At 44.4% G+C, this 6202-nt stretch carries 6 protein-coding genes; 3 read left to right on the top strand and 3 right to left on the bottom strand.

The genetic code is table 11. From position 1 onward, the window contains the following. Positions 1-152: 152 nt before the first annotated feature. The gene (locus GX089_14440; GenBank protein NLP03689.1) at positions 153-1496 is read left to right on the top strand and encodes an HD domain-containing protein; all 1344 of its coding nucleotides are present in this window, start codon (positions 153-155) and stop codon (positions 1494-1496) included. 59 nt (positions 1497-1555) lie between these two features. On the opposite strand, the gene GX089_14435 is transcribed toward GX089_14440, so the two are convergent. Then, positions 1556-2488, bottom strand: a complete 933-nt coding sequence (locus GX089_14435; GenBank protein ID NLP03688.1) for a GDP-L-fucose synthase — start codon at positions 2486-2488, stop codon at positions 1556-1558. Positions 2489-2575: 87 nt separating this feature from the next. Here GX089_14435 and GX089_14430 point away from each other — a divergent pair, with 87 nt between their 5' ends. Beyond that, entirely contained in the window at positions 2576-2749 is a 174-nt protein-coding gene (locus tag GX089_14430) for a hypothetical protein (protein NLP03687.1), read from the top strand. A 29-nt stretch (positions 2750-2778) separates the two neighbouring features. Here GX089_14430 and GX089_14425 read toward each other — a convergent pair whose 3' ends face one another. Together GX089_14425 and GX089_14420 are read right to left on the bottom strand one after the other, a co-directional pair. Then, positions 2779-3858, bottom strand: a complete 1080-nt coding sequence (locus GX089_14425) for a hypothetical protein (protein NLP03686.1) — start codon at positions 3856-3858, stop codon at positions 2779-2781. A gap of 228 nt (positions 3859-4086) precedes the next feature. Beyond that, a complete protein-coding gene (locus GX089_14420; protein NLP03685.1) occupies positions 4087-4956 on the bottom strand; it encodes a rubrerythrin family protein in 870 nt (289 codons plus the stop codon). Positions 4957-5096: 140 nt separating this feature from the next. Between GX089_14420 and uvrC the strand changes: the two genes are divergently transcribed. Further along, positions 5097-6202 (top strand): excinuclease ABC subunit C (gene uvrC / locus GX089_14415; protein ID NLP03684.1); only part of this gene is annotated, 1106 nt, incomplete at its 3' end.

Genomic DNA, 6202 nt, shown 5'->3' with positions numbered 1-6202 from the left:
TCGCCATAAATTGAAAACATCAATAAGCATGCCAGCAAATCCTCAAAAACGCCCGAATTAAATTGTTAAAATTTTTTGAATACAATTGATGTGCAAAATGTTACAATTATATGTGATTTGTACCACAGAGCTCATCCATCGGAGTTTTTCGAGTGAAGGCCATAAACATCGATTCCCTTTCCCCGGGACAGGTGACCGCAACAGAGTACTTCAGCTCCTCCGGAGACCTGCTGATAGGAAAAAACGTTTTCCTTACCGAACGTCATATCGACATACTCAAAAGAAGAAACATTTTTGAGTTGTATATAAGGGACAAAGATACAGAGCTAAAGAAACTGCTGGATACAAAATTCGAAGAAGTACAGAGATTATCGTATGGGGAAGATGAAGACCTGTCGGGACGACTTTTCCCTGAGATCAAATCAGGCGAAGAGGGATTCAGGCAGCTCCTTCAGAATGAATCAGCATCTCTCCTTGACAATGCTTTAGATCAGGATCAGGTAAGCGATGTCCCCTCAGGTCCCGAGATGAAGGCATCGATGAAGCAGCACTATCTTGCCGATCGTCCGGAAGATTATAAAAAAGAGGTGAAACTTACCTATTCGGAGGCTTTAAAACAGGTAAAGATAATCCTCAACAAACTTGCCAACGGTGAAAAGGTAGATTCCGGCAGGATCCGCGCCATAATAGATCTCTTCATTGACACATTCCTTAACGACCGCAACATTATTCTCGCTTTGTCGAGCTGTAAACCCGAAAAAAACGACCCCATTTACTATCATACTCTCAATGTCTGTCTGATTGCCATGAACATTGCGGCAGCATCAGGCTTTAATGAGAACCAGGTAATCGACATTGGAGTCGGAGCTCTGCTGCACGATGTGGGAATGCTGCTTGTGCCTCCAAAAATCCGCTTCAAAAAGGGCAGATTAACAAATGATGAATGGTACGAGGTAAGAAAACATCCATTGACCGGCCTGAGCATGATCGAAAGATTTATGACAGTCTCCGATTCGGTAAAATTTATCGCCTACCAGGCCCATGAAAGGGAGAACGGTAAAGGCTACACCAAACAGCGCAGAGGCCGCTTTATTCACAACTATGCTAAAATCACCCAGGTCGCCGATATTTTCGAAGCCCTGTGTTCTCCCCGGCCCTACAGAAATGCCCTGGTCCCCTACAAGGGAGTGGAAATGCTGATAAAGATGTCAAAACAAGGTCTGGTCAGCGCCGAATATGTCAGATCATTTCTCTCCTATTCCTCAATCTTCCCTATCGGCAGTATAGTGGAACTCTGTGACGGACGGGTGGCAAGAATTATTTCAGCAAATAAAAAACTGGACAGACCAGTTATCTCGGTCCTTCAGGAAAGCAACGGATCTCGATTGGAAAAGAATAAGATCTACCAGGTCGATCTCAGCATTGATCGTGAACTTCAGGTGGTAAGATCATTGCCTTTCGATTCTGTCAATCTGGATATAATGGATGGATTCTGAGAAATTTCCTGTTTAATACAACTGTCTTCCCATTTCTCAGAACAGTCTCCCCTCTGATCCTATTTAGAATGTCTCTTGACAAAATCATCACAGGCCAGCCTCAATCCCTCCCTCATGGAAATTCGAGGTTTCCACCCCAGCGAATTGAGCTTTGAGCAGTCAAGCAGTTTCCTGGGAGTGCCATCAGGTTTGCTCGTATCAAATCTTACCTCACCCTCGTATCCCACAGTCTCTTTGACCAGTCTGGCAAGATTCTTGATCGATATCTCTTCCCCTGATCCAATATTGATGATCTCATCGTCATCATAGCTCTGCATCAGAAATATACACGCATCTGCCAGATCATCAGAATAAAGAAATTCCCGAAGCACAGAGCCGGTACCCCAGATTGTGACATAAGGAGCCTTGTTCATTTTGGCCTCGTGAAAACGTCTTATCAGGGCTGGAAGGACATGGGAGTTTTCCGGATGGTAATTGTCATTTGGCCCATAGAGGTTTGTTGGCATGACACTGATAAAATTGGTACCGTACTGACGGTTATAGCTTTGACACATGATAATACCCGCTATTTTTGCCAAAGCATAGGCCTTGTTGGTCTCTTCAAGAGGCCCGGAAAGGAGCTCGCTCTCCCTTATCGGCTGAGGCGCGAACTTGGGGTAAATACAGGAAGAACCAAGGAAGAGAAGCTTTTTAGTGCCATATTTCCAGGCTGAATTGACAATGTTGCACTGAATCTGCATATTGCTGAAGGCAAACTCGGCCGGATAAGTGTTGTTGGCATAAATTCCACCCACCTTGGCTGCAGCAAGAAATACATACTCCGGCCTCTCCTCTTTAAAAAACTTCTCTACTGCCGCCTGATTGGTCAGATCGAGTTCAGAATGGCTCCGCCTCAGGATATTATTATACCCCATTGAACTAAGGGCTCTGTCAATTGCAGATCCCACAAGACCCTTATGTCCCGTAATAAAAATTGATGATTTTGTATCCATTTTTCTCCGCCAATGTCAGAAGCAAGCAATAATTCTAAGATACTTTCGTGCGTACTATTTATGGAAGGCTTTTTAAGGAAGGGAAATATGAAAACAGTACAGATATCAGACAAGGAAAACATAGTTTTAAAGGATGTACTTGAAAGCACGGTTTCCGATCTTAGGGCTGAGATCGCACAGACCGACAGTCCGTTTTTCAAGGATCAACTGAGGGAGAAAAAAGAGACCCTGCTGCATATTCTAAAGGAACTGGAAGAGTAGTTAACTTCAGATATGACCCGTAAAAATTTTTAAAGGAAATAAAAAGAACGTATTTTGAACTCGGATTCGATTTCAAGCGCTTCAGTTTCTGAATAACACAAGCAGATCAGCTTATCGGGAAAGATGCTCTGCAGATCAAAATCACCACAGTGCCTGTACTCATCCTCAATTGTCCAGAAACCCGATTTCCCGGCAGAGTGATGAATCCACCTTTCATCGCACGGAGCCTTTCCCGGTTTGTCAAAATATTTTACCCTGACAATTCCGCACTGAAGAGCTGCCTGCTTTTCGATACCTATTCCATAGGGTTCAAAAGACATCTCCCTATATCGTGAACGCCATCTAATGAGAGGGGCAAATTCAGCAGGAGAAGCACCTGTGAAGGAAACCACAGCCACCCCTGAGGGCATATGCCTTGAAGATGCATATATCTTTCTCTGGGAAAGGATGTTTTTCAGTGTTGCAAAAGCACTTCCGGGGAAACTCCTGGAAGTAAACACAGATTCATAGTAATCATAGCGAAGCTGACCGGGCCAGGGGCCCTCCGATGCACGGGTCCAGTGATAAAGATATTCTTTTCCGATACCAAATGCACTCCCGGAAAATAATCCCTTCAAATCATATTTCAGTTTTTCTTCCCTTTTCTGATACCTGATCTCAAAGCGCCTCTCAACAGCCATTCCCCTGCTCTGCATCTCCTCCAGCAGGGAGTCCATATTTCCGCCTTTACGAATTGACACTGGAATCAGCAGATCCGCTTCACTGGCTATAATCCTGTCCCTTTCACCGCAAATTTCACTTTTGTCTTTCCCCTGCCCCGGAAGGTAAACGAACTCTGCCTTATTGTCAAGTCTGAACTGGCCTCTGACCCATTGAGATCTCTCCCTGAAGTCATCCTCACTATCTGCCATCAAAAAGATTCTGCAGCTCACACCATACCTGTTCCCCAGAAACAAAACCATCTCCCAGGTCTTCACTCCAATCGAAGTCAGGAGAGTATAGCCGTTTTTCCCGGCCCAAAGCACTGCTTCTGATGCAGCTTTAAGCCACGGAGATTCCGAGTTTACCCTGAGAGGCTGACGAGAGATCATGATTGCAGCGGTTTTCATAGTACTCTTCGTTTGCTCCCTGGTTCGGAGTCGGTATCGACATAGGCATCGGTATCGATACACCATAAGCCGGATCAATCCTGACCAATGCTTAACTGATAATGAGAAGATGTACTTGATTTTATCCAGAGAAAGAGATTATTTGACTTCTTATATGGCAAATAATTCGATACCGATGCCGAAACCATCCCATGTTTTACAAAATGTACTGGACATGACCAGGCACACTTATACTTCGATATTCCAGAATCTCTGAATGAAATAACCAATCAGAAAAGTGATCATCGCCACAGCGACACTGATACCAGCCATCTCGGCAAATTTTCTGGAAAAGGAGAGGTCATGAGTTACCGAGATGTAATATGTAAAGCAGGCAATTATCATCAACACTGTGACAAGAGTCAGTCCAAGAGCGACAACAGTATTTGTAAGCAACAAAAAAGGAAGGATAAGAACAAAAACCGTTGCCACATAAGCTGTTCCGGTTACAACAGAAGCTCTAACCGGATTCTTTACACTCGTTTTTTCCGATTTGGTAGAGAGATACTCCGATGCTGCCATCGAGAGAGAAGCAGCTATCCCGGTAATAAGTCCCGCAACAGCAACCAGTCTGGAATTGCGCAATGACAGAGACAATCCGGCAAGTGTACCTGTAAGCTCAACAAGAGCATCATTTAGACCAAGAACAACTGAACCGATATAATGGAGCCTCTCTTCATTGATCATACCGATGAGTTTCTGCTCATGCGCGTTCTCATCTGCCTCTATTTCACTGGCCTCAGGAATCTCTCTGGCTATCTCCTGGTAATTGACCTGGGCACCCTGCTCCTTGTGTTCCATGAGCTTGATTGTAAATGTCAGGCCCAGTACTCTGGATATCACATAATAAATCATGACCAGAAAACCCGAATGCCTCACAGCAATACCGGTCTGCTTTTCCCAGAACTTGTAATGCCGCAGCTCGTCCTCGGCAATCTCATTTAAAATCGCCCGGTTTTCCGGATTCTTTTCGTGCTCAGCCAGTTTTTTATAGGTGTAATATTCGGTAAGCTCAGTACGCTGAACCTCTATCAGCTTTTTTTTCAGCTCTTCAACCATTTACTTTTCCTGTCAGAGAGAATAAAATCATTAGAGATGTAATAAATGTCTTCAAAAATTAATTTACGCATACCCCGGAAACACACGGCCGTAATTTATTCTCTTCACTTCCGTATTATTTGATATACACGGATATCTCTATGCAGCCAGAAAAAACCACTCAGATTCTCGAACAGATCAATCGTTTTCCGGAAAACCCGGGCGTTTACATAATGAAAAACGCCGATAACATACCATTGTATATAGGAAAAGCGATCAATCTTAAAAACCGGGTCAAATCCTATTTTTTCGATTCACACGAGGACAGAATCCATATCCCGGTTATGCTTCAGAAGGTGGATCATATAGAGTGGATAGCAACCCATAATGAAACCGAAGCCCTGATCCTCGAAGCGAATCTGATAAGAAAGCATAAACCTCAGTATAACGTAGAGCTCAGAGATGACAAACATTATCCCTATCTGAAGATCACAGTCCAGGAACCTTTTCCAAGGCTTCTTATAGTCAGAAGAGTAGAAAAGGACGGAGCCAAGTATTTCGGGCCCTATACAGATGTAAAATCAATGAGAAGGCTTGCCGCTTTTGCAAAGAAGATTTTCAAACTTCGGGACTGCAACAAAAATCTCCCCCTTTCAAAAGAGATCCGTCCCTGTATCAACTACTCAATGAAAAGATGCTCAGGCCCATGTGCGAACAAGATCTCAGAAGAAAAATACAGATCAAACATTTCAGATCTGGTCCGTTTTCTCTCAGGAAAACGGAACGACCTGATCAACGATCTTCAACACCGCATGGAGAAAGCCTCCGAGGAACTGAGGTTTGAGGATGCAGCCGCACTCAGGGACCAGATTCAGCTTATCCGCGACGCATCGAGGCTTCAGCAGGTAGACCTGAAACTCGCCGATGTCGATTGCGATGTCTTCGGGCTTGCCGAGGGTGACCGCAATAACTGCCTTACGATTCTCAATTTCCGTGAGGGCCTGCTGATGTCATCCAGAAACTTTCTTCTGAAACGCACCACCTGGGATCTCTCCAGATCCAATCACGACAATATCCTGCTGCAGTATTACATGTCCTCTGAAGAAACCCCGCCCGAAGAAATACTTATCCCTGAAGGTACCGGGTTCAATACTGAAGTGCTTCAGCAGTGGCTTAACACTCAGTTCTCCTCCAGAATCAAAATTTCGACTCCTCAAAAGGGCCACAAGAGGCTTCTGGTCACGATGGCAGAGAAAAACGCCCGTTT

This window comes from Fibrobacter sp., from assembly GCA_012523595.1.
Classification (GTDB): Bacteria; Fibrobacterota; Chitinivibrionia; order Chitinivibrionales; family Chitinispirillaceae; genus JAAYIG01.
The sequence above is the reverse complement of the archived record's forward strand: the minus strand, read 5'-3'. Positions and strand labels throughout refer to the sequence as shown.